The sequence below is a fragment of the Flavonifractor sp. genome (assembly GCF_019422385.1).
GTDB classification, from domain to species: domain Bacteria; phylum Bacillota; class Clostridia; order Oscillospirales; family Oscillospiraceae; genus Flavonifractor; species Flavonifractor avistercoris.
This window is the reverse complement of record NZ_JAHZDL010000001.1, coordinates 1-20,116: the sequence shown is the minus strand read 5'-3', so window position 1 is coordinate 20,116 and position 20,116 is coordinate 1. Positions and strand designations below refer to the sequence as shown.

16 protein-coding genes and 2 pseudogenes are annotated in these 20,116 nt (G+C 66.9%); 9 read left to right on the top strand and 9 right to left on the bottom strand.

Annotated features, from left to right (window positions below; all coding sequences use genetic code 11):
- The first annotated feature begins 61 nt into the window (after positions 1–61).
- From QZ378_RS00090 to QZ378_RS00080, 3 genes are read left to right on the top strand one after another with little or no spacing between them, the layout of a single operon-like run.
- Entirely contained in the window at positions 62–640 is a 579-nt protein-coding gene (locus QZ378_RS00090; protein WP_291256888.1) for a hypothetical protein, read from the top strand.
- A 6-nt stretch (positions 641–646) separates the two neighbouring features.
- Positions 647–1,693, top strand: a complete 1,047-nt coding sequence (locus QZ378_RS00085; protein WP_291256887.1) for an alcohol dehydrogenase — start codon at positions 647–649, stop codon at positions 1,691–1,693.
- Between the two features lie 53 nt (positions 1,694–1,746).
- Entirely contained in the window at positions 1,747–2,064 is a 318-nt protein-coding gene (locus QZ378_RS00080) for a hypothetical protein (protein WP_191379068.1), read from the top strand.
- Between the two features lie 313 nt (positions 2,065–2,377).
- Here QZ378_RS00080 and gluQRS read toward each other — a convergent pair.
- From gluQRS to QZ378_RS00060, 4 genes and pseudogenes are all read right to left on the bottom strand, one after another.
- Positions 2,378–3,310, bottom strand: a pseudogene (gluQRS, locus tag QZ378_RS00075) (tRNA glutamyl-Q(34) synthetase GluQRS); the annotation flags it as partial.
- Positions 3,311–3,402: 92 nt separating this feature from the next.
- Positions 3,403–4,473 (bottom strand): pyrroline-5-carboxylate reductase, encoded by a 1,071-nt coding sequence (gene proC / locus QZ378_RS00070; protein WP_291256886.1) that lies wholly within the window; start codon positions 4,471–4,473, stop codon positions 3,403–3,405.
- 4 nt (positions 4,474–4,477) lie between these two features.
- Positions 4,478–5,464: a tRNA-dihydrouridine synthase family protein gene (locus QZ378_RS00065; protein WP_291256885.1), complete on the bottom strand. Its 987-nt coding sequence runs from the start codon at positions 5,462–5,464 to the stop codon at positions 4,478–4,480.
- Positions 5,461–7,074, bottom strand: a complete 1,614-nt coding sequence (locus tag QZ378_RS00060) for an N-acetylmuramoyl-L-alanine amidase (RefSeq protein ID WP_291256884.1) — start codon at positions 7,072–7,074, stop codon at positions 5,461–5,463. The genes QZ378_RS00065 and QZ378_RS00060 overlap by 4 nt, the downstream gene beginning before the upstream one ends.
- Before the next feature lie 160 nt (positions 7,075–7,234).
- On the opposite strand from QZ378_RS00060, the gene QZ378_RS00055 reads away from it, so the two are divergent.
- Together QZ378_RS00055 and QZ378_RS00050 are read left to right on the top strand one after the other, a co-directional pair.
- The gene (locus QZ378_RS00055) at positions 7,235–9,016 is read left to right on the top strand and encodes an ABC-F family ATP-binding cassette domain-containing protein (protein WP_291256935.1); all 1,782 of its coding nucleotides are present in this window, start codon (positions 7,235–7,237) and stop codon (positions 9,014–9,016) included.
- Positions 9,017–9,924: 908 nt separating this feature from the next.
- Positions 9,925–11,832 (top strand): family 10 glycosylhydrolase, encoded by a 1,908-nt coding sequence (locus tag QZ378_RS00050; RefSeq protein ID WP_291256883.1) that lies wholly within the window; start codon positions 9,925–9,927, stop codon positions 11,830–11,832.
- 255 nt (positions 11,833–12,087) lie between these two features.
- Here QZ378_RS00050 and QZ378_RS00045 read toward each other — a convergent pair whose 3' ends face one another.
- Together QZ378_RS00045 and QZ378_RS00040 are read right to left on the bottom strand one after the other, a co-directional pair.
- The gene (locus QZ378_RS00045) at positions 12,088–12,213 is read right to left on the bottom strand and encodes a hypothetical protein (RefSeq protein ID WP_255397015.1); all 126 of its coding nucleotides are present in this window, start codon (positions 12,211–12,213) and stop codon (positions 12,088–12,090) included.
- 70 nt (positions 12,214–12,283) lie between these two features.
- Complete coding sequence (locus QZ378_RS00040; RefSeq protein ID WP_291256882.1) at positions 12,284–12,793, bottom strand: helix-turn-helix transcriptional regulator; 510 nt, start codon at positions 12,791–12,793, stop codon at positions 12,284–12,286.
- Between the two features lie 188 nt (positions 12,794–12,981).
- Here QZ378_RS00040 and QZ378_RS00035 point away from each other — a divergent pair, with 188 nt between their 5' ends.
- Positions 12,982–13,644: an HD domain-containing protein gene (locus QZ378_RS00035; RefSeq protein ID WP_291256881.1), complete on the top strand. Its 663-nt coding sequence runs from the start codon at positions 12,982–12,984 to the stop codon at positions 13,642–13,644.
- 97 nt (positions 13,645–13,741) lie between these two features.
- Positions 13,742–14,350: a helix-turn-helix domain-containing protein gene (locus tag QZ378_RS00030; protein ID WP_291256880.1), complete on the top strand. Its 609-nt coding sequence runs from the start codon at positions 13,742–13,744 to the stop codon at positions 14,348–14,350.
- Positions 14,351–14,980: 630 nt separating this feature from the next.
- Here QZ378_RS00030 and spoVAC read toward each other — a convergent pair.
- On the bottom strand, positions 14,981–15,424 hold the full coding sequence (gene spoVAC / locus QZ378_RS00025) for a stage V sporulation protein AC (RefSeq protein ID WP_087239599.1): 444 nt from the start codon (positions 15,422–15,424) through the stop codon (positions 14,981–14,983).
- Between the two features lie 125 nt (positions 15,425–15,549).
- On the opposite strand from spoVAC, the gene QZ378_RS00020 reads away from it, so the two are divergent.
- Positions 15,550–16,038: a DUF6530 family protein gene (locus QZ378_RS00020; RefSeq protein WP_087239601.1), complete on the top strand. Its 489-nt coding sequence runs from the start codon at positions 15,550–15,552 to the stop codon at positions 16,036–16,038.
- Positions 16,031–16,387: a GIY-YIG nuclease family protein gene (locus QZ378_RS00015; protein ID WP_291256879.1), complete on the top strand. Its 357-nt coding sequence runs from the start codon at positions 16,031–16,033 to the stop codon at positions 16,385–16,387. The genes QZ378_RS00020 and QZ378_RS00015 overlap by 8 nt, the downstream gene beginning before the upstream one ends.
- 67 nt (positions 16,388–16,454) lie before the next feature.
- On the opposite strand, the gene QZ378_RS00010 is transcribed toward QZ378_RS00015, so the two are convergent.
- The gene (locus QZ378_RS00010; RefSeq protein ID WP_291256878.1) at positions 16,455–19,463 is read right to left on the bottom strand and encodes a phosphodiester glycosidase family protein; all 3,009 of its coding nucleotides are present in this window, start codon (positions 19,461–19,463) and stop codon (positions 16,455–16,457) included.
- A gap of 378 nt (positions 19,464–19,841) precedes the next feature.
- Positions 19,842–20,116, bottom strand: a pseudogene (locus QZ378_RS00005) (coproporphyrinogen III oxidase); the annotation flags it as partial.

The following is a 20,116-nucleotide window of genomic DNA, read 5'->3' as shown; positions in this document are numbered from 1 at the left end:
CCCTTTTACGCGTGGACGCAAGGCGGGGGATGTGCTACACTGGGGGAAAGGAGGCTTGGTCTTGACGCTGCTGAAACAATTTCAGGCCCTGGGGCTGGACTGCTCCCCCGTCGGCCTGTGCCCCGGCCCCGCCCAGGGGGGCTATTTCTGTACGCCCAAGGGCATGACGGTGCTGGGCTGGGAGGGGTGCGACGGCATCCACTTTGGCCGCATCCGCGGCTATGGAGACATGGTGTTCGCCGTCAACCCCATGCCCGCCGGGGACCAGTACGTCCGCCCACTGGCCCACAGCTTCCGGGACTTTTTGCGGCTGCTTCTGGCCTGCGGCTCCACCACCGCGCTGGAGCAGATGGGAGACTGGACGCGGGAGCAGTACGACGCCTGGCTCCGCGCCCCGGAAAACACCGTCACGGCGGAGGGGCGGGCGGTGCTGGAGCGCATCGCCGCCGCCTTTCACCTCATCCCCATGGAGGACCCCTTTGCCTATGTAAAAGAAATCCAGGCGTCCTTTGACGGCGGCAAACTGCGCTACACCGACGAATACTACGACACGCTGGGGCTGGCCCGCCCCGACGGGAGCGAGCCCCCGCCCCAGGGCTCCGCGTTTGAGGCCGTTGTCTTTGCATTGGAAAAGGAGTGACAGAGGATGAACACTATGAACGCCCTGGTGTGGAAGGGAAACGGGGTGCTGTCCCTGGAGCGGCGGCCCGTCCCGGAGCTGAAAGAGCCCCGGGACGCCATTGTGCGGGTGACCCGCTCCACCATCTGCACCAGTGATCTGCACATACGAAACGGCGCGGTGCCCCGGGCCAAGCCCGGTGTGGTGCTGGGCCACGAATTCGTGGGGGTGGTGGTGGCCGTGGGGAGCGGTATCGCCAACCTCCAGCCCGGCGACCGGGTGGCCGCCTGCTGTGAGACCTTCTGCGGGGACTGCTGGTTCTGCCGCCGGGGGTATGTGAACAACTGCGTCCACGGGGGCTGGGAGCTGGGCTGCCGCATCGACGGCTGTCAGGCGGAGCTTGTGCGGGTGCCCTTTGCCGACACCGGTCTGACCCCCATTCCGGACGGGCTCAGCGACGAGGACGCCCTCTTTGTGGGGGACATCCTGGCCAGCGGGTACTGGGGGGCGGAGCTGTGCCAGTTCCAGCCCGGGGACACGGCGGTGGTGCTGGGTCTGGGGCCGGTGGGGCTGTGCGCGGCCCAGTGCGCCGCCCTGCTGGGGGCCGCCCACGTGATCGGGGTGGAGCCAGACCCCTGGCGGCGGCAGCTGGCCCTGGAGCAGGGCCTGGCGGAGGCCGCCTTCGCCCCGGACGACCCCGCCCTGGCAGAGCGGGTGGCGGCCCTCACCGACGGCCGGGGGGCAGACGGGGTGATCGAGTGCGCCGGCGGGAAAGACACCTTCCAGGCCGCGTGGCGTCTGGCCCGGCCCAACGGCATTGTGGCCCTGGTGGCCATGTACGAGGAGGATCAGGTGCTCCCCCTCCCCGCCATGTACGGCAAGAATCTGACCTTCAAGACCGGCGGGGTGGACGCCGCCCGTGGGCCGGAGCTGGTGGACCTGCTGGCCCGGGGGAAGCTGCACACCGGCTTCCTCATCACCCACCGGGGGCCGCTGTCGGAGATTCTGGAGGGCTACCGGGTGTTCGAGGCCCACGAGGGGCACTGCCTCAAGTGGGTGGTCACGCCGGGCTGAGCCCCGGCGCCCCGCTTGCGCACGGAAACGCCATCATCAGGAGGAGGATTGTCATGGGCTATCAGGAGATAAACGCCGACGTGATCGACGGCTGGTGCCGGGAGGGCTGGGAGTGGGGTCAGCCCATCTCCCACCAGGCCTATCAGGATGCGCTGCATGGCCGGTGGGAGGTCTATCTGACCCCCACGAAGCCGGTGCCCCACGCATGGTTCGGGGAGCTGGCCGGGAAGCGGGTGCTGGGGCTGGCCAGCGGCGGCGGGCAGTTGCAGGCCGGCTTCCGCCTGACCGATCTGTATGAGGACACCAACGGCCAGGGCAATCTGCACCGGCACAATATTCCCTCTTTTATCGCCACGCGGTGCGTCAAATAGCGCCTGCCCCTCAATCAGAAGGCGGGCCGGGGAACACTCCCCGGCCCGCCCAGGCTGTCGAAAAACCTCCCGCGAAGGAGAGCCTCGCAGAGTTTCTGCGGCCACAGCCGCAGGAATCAAATCAAAATCCGTCATTTCCGGCGACACAAGGTGAATTGTCCCGAAGGGGCAAGAGAGGGCCCCCTGGGGGGTGTGCGTCGGAAATGACACTTCTCATGGTGGAAGGGGTGACTTTTTCGCAAGAAAACGAACCTCTTCCACCATGTGGTCTTTCTCGAAAAAGCGGCTTTGCCGCTTTTTCGACACTAGGCAGCTCCCCCACGGTGATGTCCTCCCGGGGCACCTTTCCCCAGTCAAAACAGGGGGCCAGCTCCGCCGCCGCCGCCGGCTCCGGCCGATCCATCTGCCCGGCCCAGAAGGCCAGCAGGCCGACAAGCTGTTCCGGCGTGTACCGCCGGCGCAGGGCCCCCATGTCCAGGTCGTGCTCCCGCTTGGACAGCCGCCGGCCGTCGGGGGCGCACAGCAGGGGCACGTGACAGAACGCCGGCGGCGTCAGGCCCAGGCGCTCATAGAGCCAGAGCTGCCGGGGGGTGGAGTCCAGCAGATCCCGCCCCCGCACCACCTGGGTGACCCCCATGTCCCCGTCGTCGCACACCACCGCCAGCTGATAGGCGTACACCCCGTCGGAGCGGCGGAGGATGAAGTCCCCGCAGTCCCGGAGCAGGTTTTCCCCATAGGGTCCCTGGAGGCCGTCGGTGAAGGACACCTCCCGGTCGGGCACCATGATCCGCCAGGCCGGGCGGCGGGTGCGGGCAAGCTCCGCCCGCTCCTCCCCCGTCAGATAGCGGCACTTCCCGGAGTAGATAACCTGCCCGTCGGCGCGGTGGGGGGCGCTGGCCGCCAGCCGCTCCGCCCGGGTGCAGTAGCAGGGGTAGAGCAGGCCCTGTTCCTCCAGGGCCCGGAAGGCGGCGGCGTACCGCTCCGTCCGCTCACTCTGGAGGTAGGGGCCGTGGGGTCCCCCCTTCTGCCAGCCCTCGTCCCAGTCCAGGCCCAGCCAGCGCAGATCGTCGGCCAGCTGCCGGGCGTACTCGGGGCGGCAGCGGTCGGGATCCAAGTCCTCCATCCGCAGCACCATCACGCCGCCGGCGCGGCGCACCGACAGCCACGCCAGCAGGGCGGAAAACAGATTGCCCAGGTGCATCCGGCCGCTGGGGCTGGGGGCGAAGCGGCCCCGAAGTGTCTGCATGGTTGTTCCCCCTTCTTTCGGTTGATCAGCGGCGGGGGCAAGCCCCCGCCCTACCGGGATCAATGGGGCACGGGAGGGCCCCCGCGAGGCCCCTATACCTTGCCCAGCTCCTGGTTTCTGGCGTAGGCCGCCTGTACCGCCTGGATGGCGGCGGAGCGGAAGCCGTTTTTCTCCAGGGCGGCCACCCCGGCGATGGTGGAGCCGCCGGGGGAGCACACCTCGTCCTTGAGCTGTCCGGGGTGCTTGCCGCTCTCCAGCACCATGGCAGCCGCCCCCAGCACCATCTGGGCGGCGTAGGTCATAGCCTGCCCCCGGGGCAGGCCCACCATGACCCCGCCGTCGGCCAGGGCCTCGATGAAGGGGTAGACGAAGGCGGGGCCGCAGCCGGCCACCGCCGAGAAGGCGTCCATCTGCCCCTCGGCGATGCGCTCCACCAGGCCCGCCGGGGCCAGCATGGCCTCCACCGCCCGGATGCGCGCCTCCGGCGTGCCCGCCTCCGCCGACAGGGCCAGCATGCCCCTGCCGATGGCGGCGGGGGTGTTGGGCATGATCCGCACCAGGGCGGGAGGCTCCTCCGCCCCGGCCAGCCAGCCCCGGATGGTCTCCAGGGTGAGGCCGGCGGCGATGGACACCACCGTCTGGCCCGCCCCCAGGACGGGAGCCAGCTCCTCGGCCACCCCTCGGAGCATCTGGGGCTTGACGCAGAGGAACACCACCTCCGCCTGGGCGGCGGCAGAGCGGTTGTCCTCCGCCACGGCGCAGCCCAGGCGCTCCGCCAGGGCCTCCGCCTTGGCCCTCGTCCGGTTGGTGATTACCACCTGCTCCGCCCCCAGGGCCTTGCACGCCGCCCCCACCAGGGGCGCGCCCATGTTGCCGGTCCCAATAAACGCCGCTTTCTTCATGTTCCTCCGCCTTTCCGCATATGCCGCAATCAAGTTCAGCTTGTCCGGCCGCTTTAGTTTTTTGATGGCGGCCTCCCGCCGGAGGGCCGTGCCCTTGTCGGGGCATTCCTCCCGGTAGACCACCGCAATGGGCCCCCGGCCCCGGGTGTACTTGGCACCCTTCCCGCCGGCGTGGGCCGCCGCCCGGCGGTTCACGTCAACGGCCGTGCCGGTGTAGAGGGTGCCGTCCCCGCACCGGAGCATATAGACCCACCAGCCCATGGCCTCACCACCCCGCCCGGAGATCGGGCAGCAGGGGCAGCTCCCGGAACACCGCCGCCACCGCGCTCTCGTACTCCCCGGTGTCTCTGGCCTTTTTGATGGCCCTGGCGTGTTTGGCGTTGTCCCCGAACAGGTGGATCAGGTAGAACCACACCTCTTTCATCCGCAGCATGGCGTTGCGGCGGCTGCCGAATATGCGGGTGTAGTCCTCGTACACCAGATCGTGGAAGGCCCGCAGCTCGTCCCGGGTGGCCGCCGGGCCGCCCCTGGCCTTCCGGGCCAAGGCGGGATCCCCCGCCAGGCCACGGCCCAGCATGACCCGGCCCGCCGCCGGGAACTCCCTCTGGAACTGTTCCACCTCCCCCAGGGTATAGAGATCCCCGTTGTACCGCACAGGGAAGGGGCTGTCCACCAGGGCGGCGGCAAAGTAATCCCTCCGGGGGGTGTTTTTGTACATGTCCTTCTGCACCCGGGGGTGGACGGTGAGCTCGGCCAGGGGATAGCGCCGGAACAGCGCCAGCAGGGGGCCGAACTCCTCCGGCTCCTTTACACCCAGCCGGGTCTTGATAGAGATGGCGCAGGGCGGCTTTTCAAAGACCGCGTCCAGGAACCGCTCCAGCTCCTCCGGCAGGCCCAGGAAGCCGGAGCCTTTCCCCTTGGCCACCACCGTGCCCGAGGGGCAGCCCAGGTTCAGGTTGACCTCCGGCCAGCCCATGGCGGCCAGCTCCCCCGCCGCCCACAGGAAGTCCTCCGCCTTCCGCACCAGCAGCTGGGGCACGGCGGTGAGGCCCCGGTTGTGCTCGGGCAGGATCTCCCGCAGCTCCCGTTTGGTGAAGCGGTGATCCTGGGTAGGGGTGATAAAGGGGATGAAGTAGCGGTCTGCGCCGACGAACACCCGGCAATGGGCCTGCCGGTACACGGCGCCGGTGAGCCCCTCCATGGGGGCGAAGGCGATGTCCAGGGGCAGGCCGCCCCGCCCGTCCGCCCTCATGCGGCCTCCTCCACGCCGGAGGACGCCGTGGGCTGGGCCGTCTCGCCGGTAGCCTTTTCCGCCGCCTGGGCCTCCGCCAGGCGCAGATAGTCGGCCACGCCCTGGGCCACCCCCTCCATCAGGCTCTGCTGGTAGTCCTCGTCGCACAGGCGCTCCAGCTCCTCCACGTTGGTCATAAATCCGGTCTCCACCAGCACGGCGGCCATATTGGTCTCCCGCAGCACCACGAAGTCGGCGGAGGCAATGCCCCGGTCGATGGCCCCGCTGGCGGCGCAGGCAGCGTCCTGCACCGCCTGGGCGAAGAGCTTGCTCCGGTTGCTGGAGGGGTGGTAGTAGGTGTACAGCCCCTGGAAGGTGGGCACCGTGGGGGCGGAATTGCAGTGGATGCTGACGAACACATCGGCCTCCACCGCGTTGGCCAGCTCGGATCGCTCATACAGGTCACCGGCCGTCTCCCCGTCCCGGGTGAGCACCACGTTGTACCCCTGCGCCAGCAGGATGGCCTCCAGCTTCTTCACCATGGTCAGGGTGAGATCCTTCTCATAGATCTGGGTGCCGGTAGAGTCGGGGTACACCGCCCCCAGGGTGGTGCCGTCGTGGCCCGCGTCCAGCACCACGGTGTATTTGTCCGGGTCGATCTCGGGCAGCTCGTCGATGCTCTGGGAGGGGACGGCGGTGATCCGCACCCCGCAGCCGCCCGCCTCCACGGTCAGGTTGCGGGTGTAGCTGGTGCCGCTTTGGAGATCCAGCACCACCCGCAGGGTGTGAGGCACGCCGTAGCCCAGGTCATCCCCGTGCTGGGAGTAGCGCACGCGGTCGAGCACCTCACTGTCCACGGTCAGGGACACCTCCCCCTCCGCCGGGGTCTGGAGCACCGCCCCAAGCAGATCGATGGCCACCCGGCTCCCCAGATCCACCACCCGGTACTCGGGAGTGTGGTCGGTGGCCAGGGTGAGCACCTGGCTCTCCGCGTCAAAGCTCACCGCCGTCACATAGCCCCGGTCCCCCTCGGCGGGCTCCACCGGCTCAGCGGGGGTGGTCTCCTCCGGCTCCTCCGGCGAGGGCTCCGGTTCCGGCTCCACCGCCGGGGAGGCGACGGCGGCGGTGAAGGTGGCGTTGTCCCAGGTCACTGCGGCCCCCAGGCGCTCGGAGACGAAGCGCAGGGGGACCATGGTGCTCTCCTTCCCCTCCCACTTCACCACCCCGGCGGGGACGCCGTCGGGCAGAAGGATCTCCTGGCCGTTGACCAGGGCGATGGCGGAGCCCAGGGTGAGGACGATGGTGCTCTCCCCCTTCTGGAGAATCACCTGCCGGGTGTCCGGCACCCAGGTGACCGAGGCCCCCAGACTCTCGGCGATGAGCCGGACGGGCACCAGGGTACGACCGTTCTGCCCCGCCGGATACTGCACCAGGGCGGGTACATCCAGGGGGTACAGGGCCGTGCCGTCCAGGGTCAGGTTGACCCGGTCGGTGTCGGTCAGTGCTCCGTAGCAGCCGGCAGACTCATCATAGAAGCGGACGGACAGGGTGCCGGCAGGCCCGGCGGCCCGGGCGGCGGCCAGCCCGGTGAGCAGGCAGAGCAGGAACAGGAAGGACAGGACGCGTCTCATGGCAGAACTCCTCGGCGTAAGATACCTCCATTCTACCGTATTCCCCCGGGGTCGTCAAGAAATGCGGCCAAAAAGGTTGACATAAATTTCGCAGAGGACTTCCCTTTTTCCCCGTATTCCGGTATACTGGTGTCTGATCACTGGAAAGCGAGGAATGACCATGCTGCTTTCGGCGGAACAACTGAGCAAGAGCTACGGCACCCGGGTGCTGCTGGACGGGGCCTCCCTCTATCTGGAGCGGGGGGACAAGGTGGGGGTGGTGGGCCTCAACGGGGCGGGGAAATCCACCCTGCTGCGCCTGCTCTCCGGCGCGGAGGAGCCCGACGGGGGCACGGTGCGGCTGGACCCCAACGTGCGGCTGGAGTACCTGCCCCAGAACCCGGTATTTCCCGGGGAACATACCGTGCTGGAGCAGGTGGTGCTGGGCCTGTCCGGGGACGACCGGGCCCTGGCGGAGTACGAGGGGAAGATGATCCTCAGCCGCCTGGGGGTGAGCCGCTTCGACCAGCCGGTGGGGCAGCTGTCCGGCGGGGAGCGCCGCCGGGTGGCCCTGGCGGCGGTGCTCTCCCGGCCCTGCGACGTGCTGGTGCTGGACGAGCCCACCAACCACCTGGACAGCGACATGGTCCTGTGGCTGGAGGACTATCTGAAAAAGTGGAAGGGGGCTCTGGCCATGGTGACCCACGACCGGTATTTTCTGGAGCGCATCGTCACCCGCATCGCAGAGGTGGAGGACGGCCGTCTCTCCTTCTACGAGGGCAACTACGACAAATACCTCTCCCGCAAGGCGGAGCGGCTGGAGCAGGAGAAGGCCAGCGAGCGCAAGCGGCAGGCCCTGCTGCGGCGGGAGTACCAGTGGGTGATGCAGGGCCCCACCGCCCGGGGCACCAAGAGCCGGGAACGGCTGGAGCGATACGAGGCCCTGAAGGCCCAGACCGGCCCGGCGGAAAAAAGTACCTTGGAACTGTCGGCCCGGTTCAGCCGTCTGGGAAAAAAGACGATCGAACTGCGCCGCGTGACCAAGGCCTTTGACGGCCGCACGGTGCTCCGGGACTTTGACTGCATGCTCCTGCGGGACGACCGCATCGGCATCGTGGGGGCCAACGGCAGCGGCAAGTCCACTCTGCTCAACCTGATCGCCGGGGATCTCATCCCCGACGGCGGGGAGATCGAGGTGGGCGAGACGGTGCGCGTCGGCTACTTCCGCCAGGAGGTGCCGGACATGGACGGGGATACCCGGGTGATCGACTATGTGAAGGCCATCGGCAACCGCATCGAAACGCCGGAGGGGATGCTCACCGCCTCCCAGCTGCTGGAGCAGTTCCTCTTCCCCCCGGAGGCCCAGTGGAGCCCCATCAGCAAGCTCTCCGGCGGGGAGAAGCGGCGGCTCTACCTGCTCTCTGTGCTGGCCGCCGCCCCCAACGTCCTCCTGCTGGACGAGCCCACCAACGACCTGGATCTCCAGACTCTGGCCGCCCTGGAGGACTACCTGGACTCCTTCCCCGGCGCGGTGGTCACCGTCTCCCACGACCGGTACTTCCTGGACCGGGTGGCCCGCCGGGTGTTCGCCGTGGAGGGGGATGGCACGGTGAAGGGCTACCCCGGCGGCTACACCGAGTATCTGGAGGCCCGCCGGGCGGAGGAGGCGGAGAGGGCCCCCAGGCCCGCCGCCCCGGAGAAGAAGGCCGACCGCCCCGCCGGCCCCAAGAAGCTGAAATTCAGCTACAACGAGCAGCGGGAGTACGAGACCATCGACGCCGACATCGCCGCCCTGGAGGCCCAGCTGGCCCAGGTGCAGGCGGATCAGGCCGCCCAGGCCACCGACTATGTGGCCCTCCAGGCCCTCCAGGAGAAGCAGGCCGAGCTGGAGGCCGCCCTGGAGCAGAAGATGGATCGCTGGGTGTACCTCAACGACCTGGCCGAGCGCATCGCCAACCAGTAGGGCGGGGGCTTGCCCCCGCCGCACGTTACCCCCCCCCCCGGGGGGAAGGCGGCCTGCAGGGCCGGATGAGGGGTTCCCCCCATTCCCGCACCGGGGCGCCCCCTCGCGGGGCGCGCCTGCCCGGCGGGCAGGTAACTGCCCCACTCTGTAGGGGCGGATATCATCCGCCCGTTTGCCCCCGCAACCGCTGGCCCCGTGGGGCGCGACGACTCGGCGCGCCGTCCGTAGGAGCGACCTGTGGTCGCCCGCCCATAGAGGTTGCCCCCTCGCGGGGCGCGCCCAATGGGGCCCCCGCGGCGACCCAACGGAGTGGTCGTCGTGGGGAGAGGAGGCCCAGCGGAGGGAATGAGCTTTCGGGCCTGCCCGGAAGCGAACGATCCGCAGCTTGGGCCGACGACGGCGCCCCCATTTCTTCCCGAAGAAATGGGGGAAAAGAAGGGGCGGGGGTTCCACCCCCAGCCCCCCAAAACGGGGGCTCATGGCGGCGGCGCGCTGTACAGACAGGGCAGAAACCGGGCGCGCATCGACGCCCGTTTTCCCGGCGGTTTCGTGACAGGCGCTGCCGCGCCTTGGGCGGCACGCATCGGGATTGCCCCGCAAACCTTGAAAGCCGCCGCGCTGTACCGGTCTGGCCCGCCGGGCCGCCGTCGGTGCCACGCCTCCGAAATACCGAGCCGGTCACGGAAGTTGGGGCCCCCACGGCGACCCAACGAAGTGGTCGTCGTGGGGAGAAGGAGGCCCAGCGGAGGGAATGAGCTTTCGCGTTTACGCGGAAGCGAACGATCCGTAGCTTTGGCCGACGATGTAGGGGCGCACCTGTGTGTGCGCCCGCATGTGCGGGGCCGACAATATGGCCGCCGCCCGCTTTCCGATACCGCATACACACTGACTCACAAAGGAGCGACCTCATGACAAAATTCTGGAAACCCATTCTGGCCGTGCTTCTGGTCTGCACCCTGGCCCTGTCCGGCGGGGCCCTGCTGGCCAAGCCTGCCGCCTCGGCGGCCTCTTACTCCCCCGCCGCCCCCCAGGCGGCCCCCGTCTCCGCCGACGAGGAGTTCCGGGCGGTGTGGGTGGCCACGGTGTACCGGCTGGACTACCCCAGCCAGGCCACCACCGACCCGGCGGTACTGAAGCGGGACGCCGACGCCATCCTTCAGGAGTGCGTGGAGCTGGGCATGAACGCGGTGATCCTCCAGGTGCGGCCCTCCGCCGACGCCCTGTACCCCTCGGATTACTACCCCTGGAGCCGCTATCTCACCGGCACCCAGGGCACCGCCCCCCGGAACGGCTTTGATCCGCTGGAATACTGGGTGGAGCGGGCCCACGCCCTGGGGCTGGAGCTCCACGCCTGGATCAACCCCTTCCGCATCACCAAGGGCGGCCAGACGGAGTTTGATTCCCTCACCGCCGACCACCCGGCCAGGCTCCACCCGGACTGGGTGGTGGAGTACGAGGGGGAGTTCTACTTCAACCCCGGCCTGCCCGAGGTGCGGGCGTACATCATCCAGGGCGCGGAGGAGCTGGCCCGCAGCTACGACATCGACGGCGTCCACCTGGACGACTACTTCTACCCCGGCAGCGGCTTTGACGACGCGGATACTTACGCCCAATACGGCGCCGGGTTCTCCGACCTGGGGGACTGGCGGCGGGACAACGTGAACCAGCTGGTGGAGGAGCTGGGGGAGCGGCTCCACGCCATCGACCCCAACCTGTCCTACGGCATCAGCCCCTCCGGCGTGTGGGCGGACCGGAGCAGCCTGCCCCAGGGCTCCAACACCACCGGCGGGTATGAGAGCTACTACGCCTCCTACGCCGACAGCCGCAAGTGGGTGAAGGAGGGGTGGATCGACTACATCTGCCCCCAGATCTACTGGTACATCGGCCACAGGAGCATGGACTACGCCACGGTGGCCCGCTGGTGGGCGGACACGGTGAAGGGCACCGGGGTACGCCTGTACATCGGCATGGCGGACTACCTGGCGGACAACGCCGACCCCAAGAGCCCCTGGTACGGCACGGACGCCATCCAGGCCCAGCTGGAGCTGAACGACACCCTGCCCCAGGTGGCGGGGGAGGTCCACTTCCGCTATCAGTTCCTGGCGGACAGCCAGGCCCTGGGCGGCCTCTACCGCCAGTGGTACGGCACGGCGGAGCCGGAGGAGCCCGCCGAACCGGCCCATCTCAACACCGCCGATCACGAGGCCTACATCCAGGGCAATAACGGCCTGTTCCGTCCGGAGGCCTCCCTGAGCCGGGCGGAGGCGGTGGCCATGCTGGCCCGCCTGTCCGTGGATGGGGACGGGAACCCCCTCTACACCGGCGCGGCGGGCACCGGCGGCTTCTCCGACGTGAGCCGGGGGGACTGGTACGCCCCCTACGTGGCCTTTGCCCAGAAATACGGCATCGCCAGCGGCTACCTCGACGGCACCTTCCGGCCGGAGCAGCCGGTGAGCCGAGCGGAGCTGGTGAAGCTGATCGCCGCCTATTTTGAGGTGACCGGCGGCACGGCCTCCTTCCCCGACGTGGCGGCGGGCTACTGGGCCTCCGATGTGATCTCCTTCGCCGCCCAGCAGGGCTGGGTGTCCGGCTATCCCGACGGCACCTTCCGCCCCGACGCGCCGGTGGGCCGGGCGGAGGCGGTGAAGATCCTCAACCACGCCCTGGACCGCCGGGCCGGGGAGCGGCCCGCCTCCCTCCCTTTTACCGATGTGCCCAAGGATCACTGGGCCTACGACGAGATCCGGGAGGCGGCGGTGTCCCACACCTACCAAAAGACGGATGACGGCGAGAAGTGGCTGACCTACGACCGGTAACCTCTCAACATGCGGCGGCGCGCACAATACTGTGCGCGCTGCCGCAGCCTGTCGAAAAAGTCTTTTCGACAGGCTGCTGAACTTTTTGAAACTTCAAAAAAGTTTCAAAAAGTTGTTTGATCCAACGCGAAAGGGAACCCTGACGGTTCCCTTTCACACTATCCTTCCCTCCGAATCCTTTGGCTGGAGGGTTTATCGACAGTCTCCGGCGGCGCGCACAATCCTGTGCGCGCCGCCTTCCTGTCACTTCTCACTTCACTTGGGCCGCCGGAGCAGCCGCCGCACCGGGCTGTCCGGGTCGGCCAGCCCCCGGAGGAAAGCCCGGGGATTGGCGCAGAACAGGGCGGCACAGGCCGCCAGCCGCCGGAAAAAGCTCCGCATAACATCGCCCTCCCCGGCCAGTATAGGCCGGGGAGGGCGCGAAAGAGGTCGAACGGTGCCGATTGGGACGCTATGCCCGCCTCCGTGTCAGGAAGAGGCCCAGGAGCGACCCCGTCAGAATGATCGGCGCCGCCCGGACAAATAGCCACTCGAAGGCGTGGAGGGCCACCCCCACCACGGCCCGCTCGGGATCGCTGTAGTCCCAGTCCAGGTAGGGACTGCCCCATCCCAGCAGCCCCGCGAACAGGAGCACGGTGGCCGCGCACAGAGCCAGCAGCAGGCAGCGGATTACCCTGCGCCGCGCGGCCTTCTGCCGGGCAAACCGCAGGTTGATGACCTCCAGTTTTTCAGAGATGGCCTTCAGCTCATCCGTCTCCTGCTCCGGGACGGCCTCACCCAGCAGCGTGCTGACGGGGGCCTCCAGCGCCTCCGACAGGGCGAGCAGCATGTCGGAATCGGGCACCGACAGGCCCTTCTCCCACTTGGAGATGGTCTGCCGCACCACGTGGAGCTTGACGGCAAGCTCCTCCTGGGAGAGCCCCTTTGCCTTCCGGAGCGTTTTGATGTTTTCCTGCAGCACAGGCATCAGCCTCCTTTCCTGCGACCCCCATTGTAAGGGAAAATCCCCGTTGCCGCAAGCAACGAAATGTAACATTCCGGCTCCGGCGGGCTGTATTCCGGCCCTGCGCCGCTTTTCCTTGCCTTTTGCGCACCGCCGGATATAATATACCTGTACGACACAAACGAGACGGGAGATGAGACTCCGCCATGAACATCACCTACGAGCAGGTGCGCCAGTCCGAGGAGATCCGCACCTACATCACCCAGGCCGACCAGTCCCTGGTGGCCCGGGGCTTTACCGAGCACAGCTTCGCCCACGTGACCCGCTGCGCCGAGTACGCCGCCCGCATCCTGGCCAAGCTGGGCTACGGGGAGCACGACCAGGAGCTGGCCCGGATCGCCGGCTTCATGCACGACATCGGCAACGTGGTCAACCGCCACGACCACGCCCAGACCGGGGCGGTCATGGCCTTCCGCATCCTGGACAAGATGGGGATGGAGCCCGCGGACGTGGCCGCCGTCATCACCGCCATCGGCCACCACGACGACCCCACCGCCTTTCCGGTGAACCCCACCGCCGCCGCGCTGATCCTGGCGGACAAGACCGACGTGCGCCGCAGCCGGGTGCGCAACAAGGAGCACCAGAGCTTCGACATCCACGACCGGGTGAACTACGCCGCCGAGCGCTCCGACCTGACCCTGGATCCGGAGCAGCGCACCATCACCCTCTCCCTGTCCATCAACACCGAGTTCTGCGCCGTCATGGACTACTTTGAGATCTTCCTGGAGCGGATGCTCCTCTGCCGCAGGGCCGCCGAGTTCCTGGGCCTCACCTTCAAGCTGGACATCAACGGCCTGGGCCTGCTGTAGAGGCGGGTTTTCCGCCCATTTCTCCCCGACTCAACCAACGGTATGTGTACATTTCACCGGGCTGCTGCTATGGTTGGGGCAGAAAGGAGGTCTCCCCATGGATCAGGAGAAAATCGGCGCCTTTATCACGGAGTGCCGGAAACAGGCCGGCCTTACCCAGGCCGCCCTGGGAGAACAGCTGGGCATCACGGACCGGGCCGTCTCCAAATGGGAGCGGGGCAAAAGCATGCCCGACCCCTCCCTCATGCTGCCCCTGTGCGGGCTGCTGCACATCACCGTCAACGAGCTTCTGACCGGGGAACGCATCAGCATGGAGGACTATCAGACAAAAGCGGAGGAGAAGCTGCTGGAGCTCCAGAAGCAGGAGGCCCTCAACAACAAGCGGCTGCTCTGGCTGGAGGTCGTGATCGGCCTTCTCTCCACGGCGGTCGCCCTGGTGATGATCTTCGCCGCCAGCTTCGCTGTCGTGTACTTCTGGTGGCGGCTGGCCCTGATCGCGGCCGGGCTGGCAATCATTACGGTTGGAATCGCGGTGGCGGTCAAGCTGGAGCACGACGCGGGGTACTACGAGTGCCCCCACTGCCACGCCAGGTATGTCCCCACCATGCGGGCGGTGGTATTCTCCCCCCACATTGGGAGAAGCCGGAAGATGAAATGCCCCCGCTGCGGCCAGCGGGGGTATCACAGGAAAATATTGACCAGGTAACCGCGGCCCGAAAGCCTCGCAGAGTTTTGCCGGCCGCACACGCCCCAAAAGCCTCGCAGAGTTCGCGCCCGCAGGCGCGAAAAAAATAAAATCAGCCATTTCCGTCGACATGCGCGTCGGAAATGGCACATCGCAGGATGAAATGGCCGACTTTTTCGCAAGAAAACGAGGCCGTTTCATCCTGTATCTTCTTTCGGAGAAGTGGCCCTGCCACTTCTCCGAAAATATAGCACAACCCCCCGGCCATCCAACGTGACCGGGGGGCTACTTTTCGACCTGGGGTTCTACCACTATGGTTACCTCTACTTTCTATAGATTCTACAACATCTGGCTGAACAGCACGGTCTTCCTAGGGCTCACTGTCTCCTGCAACACATTGGCACTTGGTTTCCGTCTTGGGCGAACTTCGCTTGAGAGGTTTTCCTGTTGTGCATCTCACTTCATTGAGCTGGTTGGGAACAAGTGCAGGCTGGAATACCACAATTTCTGTCTCACCAAATGCGGTAGTTCGGAAAAGATTGAGCTTCTCAGCCCATTGGGCTCACCTCTTTCTTTTTCTGTCTAGATCATACTACCAACGGCCGGTTTTGTCAAGGGCTTTTTGGTGAAATTATTCAAGTTTTTTCGCCCTCAGCCGGGGAAAAACAGGCAGAGCACCAGGCCGTAGAGGACGGCGGCGCTGATGCCGTAGGCCAGCACCGGCCCGGCGATGGCGAACATCCTGGCCCCCACCCCCATGACCAGGCCCTCGCTCCGGAACTCCAGCGCCGGGGCGACCACGGCGTTGGCAAAGCCGGTGATGGGCACCAGGGTGCCCGCCCCGGCGTGCTTGGCCAGCCTGTCGAACCAGCCCAGGCCGGTGAAGAGGGCGGCCAGAAAGATGATGGTCACCGACACGGCGGTGCCGGCATCCCCCTCGCTGAGGCCGCAGCCCCGGTACAGGTTGAGCAGGGCCTGCCCCCCGGTGCAGATCAGCCCGCCGGTGCAGAAGGCCCAGGTCAGATTCTTCCAGATGGGCGAAGGCTTGGCCTTCTGCTCCACATAGCGGCTATACTCCTGGTTGGTCATATCCATGGCGCGTATCCTTCCTTTCCCTCTCAGCATGCCCCTTGACAGGGGAAAACATTCGTGGTATTCTCTACAGGCCCGCTACTCATTTACTAAATTACTAATTTACTAATTGGAAAGGAGGGATCTCCGTGCAGATCCCCACCACACTCAAGCACAAGCCCGTCCTGGCCGCGGAGGACTACGGCCGCATTGACGGCCGCACCGCCGGCGGCTCCGACGCCCAGGGCCTTTCCCTGGGCCTGGCCCAGTGGAACGACCGGGGCAGGGTAGACATCTCCGCCAAGGTCTGGCGGTACACCGGGGAGAAGTGGTCTCGCCAGTCGGAGGAGCTGCCCCTCCACCGGGTGCTGGATCTGGCCATACTCATCTGCCGGGCCCAGCTCTACTTCCAGGAGGAGGCCTACCGCTTCCCCAGGGGCTACGACCCGGAGCACCCCCAGGTAGACCGCATCGGCCTCCAGGGGGACGCCATGACCGTGGAGGTGTGCACCGGCAACGACCACATCGACGAGGATCTTCAGCTCTTCCGGGACGCCCTGGCCCGGGACGGGGAGCTGCTGGGGGAGCGGATGCGGGTGCTCTCCCGGATCCTGGGGGAGCTTGGCTGCCATGGCTAGGACGGAACACCAGAAGGAGCTGCTGGCCGCCTATCGGGAGCGGCCCATCACCGGCGCCGTGTGTGCCGTCACCGACACCGTCAGCGGCAGAACCCTGCTCCTGGCCTCCCCCAACCCGGCGGGGCAGCGCAACCGCTTCCAGTTCGCCGTCAGCACCGACATGCCCCTCCACCCCGCCATGGCGGCGGACTGGCGGGCCCACGGCGGGGTGGCCTTTACCTTCACCCAGCTGGAGACCCTGGAGAAGAAGCCCGACCAGACCGACCGGCAGTTCCAGGAGGAGCTGGAGCTGCTGCGGGACATCTGGCGGGAGCGGCTGGCGGCGGAGGGCAAAGAATTTTACCGCTGAGCCGCACCAGCAGAAAACCGGAGGGCCGTCCGCATATGCGGGCGGCCCTCCGGTCTTTTTGTTGCTTTTACAGAATGGCGTAGAGCAGCTGGGCCAGCTCGCCCCGGGTGAGGGCGTCGGTGGGCCTCAGCTTGTTATCGGTGGGCGTCACCACGCCCTGGCCTACCAGGCTCTGGACATAGGGCAGGGCCCAGTCGCCCACCTGGCCGGCGTCGTCGGTGGTGAGCTCCGGCTGTGCGTAGCCCCTGGCCTGGGTGCGGCCCAGGATGGTCATGGCCTCGGCCCGGCTGATGGTGGCCGAGGCATTGGCGGCCAGGCCGCCCTCCACCCCGGCGCCCTGGAGGATGCCCAGGCTGTACACGGCCTTCACCGCGTCCAGGGCCCAGTCGGGGATGGAGGCCGCGTCCACAAAGGGCAGCTCCACCCCGGCGTACTGGGTGAGATTCAGATCCATCCACCGGGCCACCATAGTGAAGAACTCCGCCCGGGTGATGCTCTTGTCCGGTTGGTAGAGGAGGGTGTCCTCCCCCACACCCACGGACACGCCGGTGTCATAGAGATAGGTGGCATAGGCCTCTGCCCAGTGACCCGTCATATCGGCAAAGGGGCTGGTACGGGCGGAGACGGGCTGGATGTCGGCCGAGGCCCGACCCAGGTTGCCGCTGGCATCAGAGACCGTCACCGTAGCCCGGTGATAGCCGGTGTCGGCGGCGGGCAGAGCGGCGCTCAGTGTGCCGGTGCTCTCATTCCAGGTGAAGGACAGCGCCGCTCCGTCATAGGTCAGAGACACGCTCTCCTGGGGAATGGTGCGGTCCACATTGTCCGACACCCGGGCCGTGAGCTGGGTGCCGCTGACGGACAGGGACACGGTGGGGGCGGTGGTGTCGCTGACGTTCTCGTTGGCGGTAATAAGCTGATCCAGCCAGAGGGTGCCACTGACAGCGGTGCCTCCATAGACGACATCCAGGCTGTTGAGATAGGCAGTGCCCTCAGGCAGCTCTGCGCTGACATACTTCCAGCCTGTGAAGTTCAGGGCGGTAAGCAGGATTTGGCTGGTCTGAAGCTGGCTGTCGGTGACAGTGGCCATGAGGGTGTTGCCCGAGCCGTCGCCGTACACCCACATGCCCAGCCAGCTCTCACCGGCGGGGATGGCCAGGGCAGTACCCAGGCTGGCGGAGCCGGCAGAGGCGTCGTAGGTCACCTTCAGGCTCTGGCGGCCATTGTGGACGTATTCCAGCCCCGTCTCCACGGCGGGGACAGCGGTGTCCGTGGCTGTGAAGGTGTCCATGCCGCCCTCCAGATCCTCCAGAGTGTTGACATGGCCGGCCACACTGACAGAGATGGTCAGGGCCTTCCCACCGGCAGAGACCGTGAGGGTACCGCTGGCGCTCTTCTCCCCAGCGGTAAACACGCCGTACTCGTCCACGGTGCCCACCGTCGGATCCGCCGTCCAGGTAAAGCAGGTGTCCTGAGCGGGGAGATCCAGGCCGCGGTAAGAGGCCAGAGCCTTCAAATCTACCTGCTCCCCGGGATCCAGGTTCAGGGCAGTCACCGCCGCGCCGGTGGATTCATCGGACAGGGTGATGCTGTCCGGGGTGCTGACGGTAGTGATGGAGACCGTACCCGAGGCATAGCCGTCGTCAGCGGTCACCTGAGAGGTGCCGCTCTCCGTCCCGGCGGTGAACAGGCCATTTTCGTCCACCGTGCCGCCGCCCTCGGTGACCTCCCACTCCACCTCATATCCGCTGGTCGGATAGTAGTGGGTGTCCAGACCGGAGGCGGACAGCTGCACCGCAGCGCCGGAGAGCAGCAGGTTATCGGTGGGGGTCACGTAGTAGGAGTCCAGTTCGCCGGTGGGCTGGAGCTCGGTGGTCAGGAAGATGGCGGTGGAGTTGGCCCGCTGGCTGCCGTCGGAGGGGCTGTTGACCACCTCCATGCTGCTGCCGTCCGGGTAGGTAACGCCGATGGTGGTGGAGCCGCCGCCGTCCATGCAGATGGCCTCCACACACCCCAGCTCAATGAGGCGCTGAGCCACCTGGGTCTGGGTGGCCCCCACGCTGAGGCCCGGCTGCTTGCCGTCCAGGGCGTAGAACACCAGGGTGCCGTCGGCCTTGATGCCGATGGCGGGCCAGGCAGTGCGGGAGGCATCCAGGCCGGAGGCCACCTGCCCGTTGGTCACCAGCTTGGCGATGCCGCCCAGGGCTTGGTCTACCTCACTCCACCGGGCGTCGGTGCTGGTGATGGACAGGGTCACCGTGTCGCCGGGCACCAGGGCCCGCAGCTTGTCCAGAGTGGCCGCGTCGTCCTTGGCGTTGAGGGTAAGCACCGCCTTGCCCTCAGGAATGGCGATGCTGCCGGTGGACTCCAGCACCTGCTCCACCACGTACTGGGTCTGTCGGCCCACGCGGGGCTCGGCGGAGTAGGTGCCGCTCTCATCCTCCACCGGAGCGAGGATCACGTCCACCCCCGCCTCGCTGTTCTTGGTCGTGTCAGCAAAGTCCGAGGTCAGCAGGGTCAGACCGCCGCTGCCGTCACTGCTGGTCATCTTGCGCACCTTGTTGATGCCGCCGCTGAGGTTGAGAGTAGCGCCGCCCAGAGTCACCGACATGGACAGCCCATTCTGGGCAATGAAGGCGGTACCGTCCTCATAAAAGCCGATGGCCCAATTGCTGCTGTAGTAGCCGGCAGCCCGTACTACGCCATCGGTGATGATGATGCCCACCGGCGAGCCGGTGGAGAGGACATACCAGTCCCCGTTAAGGCCAGAGACCACCCGCTTGCCCTGGCTCTCCAGCTGCTGGGCCATGCCGGTAAGGGTTACCCGGTCGGTAACCTTGGCGCCGTAGGCCACAGTTGGGGTCACATCAGCGCTGGGCACATACTCCACATAGTGCTCGGTACGCAGATCGGAGTAGGTGTCGCTCCAGAAATAGTTGGTGGTCAGGGTGGTACCTACCGAGATGGGTGCCGTTCCGGTATGTAGGTCCCAGCCCAGGGCCTGGGATGCCGAGGCTGCGGTGACGGTCATGGCAAGCGCCAGCCCCAGAGCCGTGCCCCGCCGCAGGAATTGCTTCATGAAAGTCCTCCTATGTCTGTGGATAGATGGATCGCTATGGAAGTTATGTTAACACAAATCCCCCCGCTTGTAAACAAGCGGGGGGACAGGAAAATCTTACATTTCTGCAACAGCAGCCTGCTCACCGGGCCGCGTCGCCTGATGGACGTGCAAAATTTACCGGCCTCGCAGAGTTTCCACGCCCGCGGGCGTGGAAATAAAATCAAACCCCGTCATTTCCGGCGACATGCGCGGCGGAAATGGCACCTCTCGCACAGGGCAGGCCGACTATTTCGTCAGAAATCGAGGCCTGCCCTGTGCGCACCCCATTTCGAAAAAGCGGCTTTGACGCTTTTTCGACCTGCCGCGCCACGCGGCGCGGCAGGAGGAGGCCCTCTTCTACCGGGCCGCGTCGGCCTCCGGCCGCCCCTGCTTCAGCCGGGGCAGGGTCTTTTCCAGTGTGGCCTCCTCCTGGATGGCCAGCAGCTCGCCGATGAGCTGGTTGGACACCAGGAAGCCCCTGGGCGTCAGGTTCCAGCGGCGGTCGTGGCGCTCCGCCCAGCCCTGGCGCTCATACTCCTCCAGCTTCTGCTCGATGGGGTCGAAGTTCATGAAGAACTCCCGGCGGTACTCCCACTCCTCGATTCCCCGGGTGGTGCGCAGGCGGAGCATCA